At 40.4% G+C, this 1606-nt stretch carries 1 protein-coding gene; it reads left to right on the top strand.

What is annotated here, in order from left to right; genetic code table 11:
- A partial coding sequence (locus A3763_RS18975) for a hypothetical protein (RefSeq protein WP_231872246.1) occupies positions 1 to 959 on the top strand: 959 nt, incomplete at its 5' end.
- Positions 960 to 1606: the final 647 nt, after the last annotated feature.

Here is a 1606-nt window from a genome sequence, read left to right as displayed (position 1 = left end):
AGCTAAGAGCAATTCATGGCGTTGAGGTGAGCAAAATTTCTAGCGTCACATTTTATCTTCAGTCGTATGATACAGAAGCACATCGTGACCGATATTTTGAGCAAATTCACGATTTAGAAACGTTAGTCTTAGAGTATGGTATGTCACGTCTGAAATTAATTAGCGGTTTGCTTAAACAGCATCGATTGCTTTCAATTCAATCCTATCGATATCTTTCGATCAACCATTTCCAGGCGTTATCGCCACCTTGCCCTATTTGTTTCGCACTGAGCGTATGGCTAATGCTTATGTTTACATTAACGTCTCACTTCCACAGTGCTAAGGTGCTGGAGAAAAGCTTAGAAGAGATGACCCCTCTGTTCCTTAAACAAACCGGATGGGCTGGTTGCTACACGCTTATACAACGACTCGTCAAAGCATTCACTATCGTTCCCTTATTTGAAAGTCATGCGCTCCGTCACTTTATTGTACCTCGTGCATTCGATGCTTTGCTCTATGCCCTGCTTCGATATGCTATTCATTTTCAACAAACTTTGAACACAAAGGATTTTGAGTACTCGCAGACCTACAGGCTAAAACACGGTGATGAATACGAGACCGAAGATCTAGTATCGATCGCCTCATTTTCTGGATCTGCAGACGAGTTATCATTCTGTTTATCCAAAGAAGATGTACTAAATAAGATCAAAGCATTAGATTGGCCGGCAATAGAAGCTTGCAAATGTGGTCTATTTCAACAAGAGTACCGTTCTTTAGCCCCTCCCATGTTGACAGTGTTTAATGATGTATTGGATCTAGATACGTGCCGTGAGGATAGTATAATAACTTATCTACATAAGTTTCGATCCCATATTAGAGATGATATTGGTGCTGTTCAAGCGTTTGGTATCAACCCATTTACATATCATTATGAAAAACGGGAAAGAATGTTCGGTAAGTCTTCGGTAAAAGGGTTATAAAGGTTTACGACTACTCACATCGCTGAGTCATTTTATGGGAATAGATAACTTAATATTCAAGAACCGACCTTGCTTCTTATCACAAACGATGAGTAAGTAGGCATTAATCTCTAGCTGAGCTAGAAGAAAAGTTCATTGCCTTTGTTCGGATAGCGGACCTTTGAGACTGGTTTGAACCGACTCTTTCAGTTCAGTGATTCCATAAACACTTATCAAGAGAGTTCGGCTAAAACCAACGAAATGAGTTTCATCGGTTAGAAGAAAAAAGCAGATCTTTTTCTTGTGTAACAACTATAGCAGTTACCTTCACAAAGCGGTCTTTTGGCGGGTTTTGCTTTTTGGCAGCTGTGATGAGACAGCCGACATTTTCGAACTATCACATTGTCCGCTTTTCTGTCATTACCGCGCAGGCGGTAATCTATTTTTTAAGTGACGTTGATTGTGCCATTAGCTGCCGTTGAAGCTTGGTTTAGATTTGGCCTAAATATAACATTTACGAACGCTCATGGAATGCTGGCTTTGAGCACAGGCTGTGTGAAAACTCGTATTTCAAATAGATCTAGCTTTATTTCGTTCACAACAAACAGCACAGGGCTACAGTCATGTATCTGGCGCCGATGTTTGATTTTTGTGATTACCAGCCTTTT

The organism is Oleiphilus sp. HI0128 (assembly GCF_001635365.1).
This window is presented reverse-complemented; position numbering and strand designations above follow the sequence as displayed.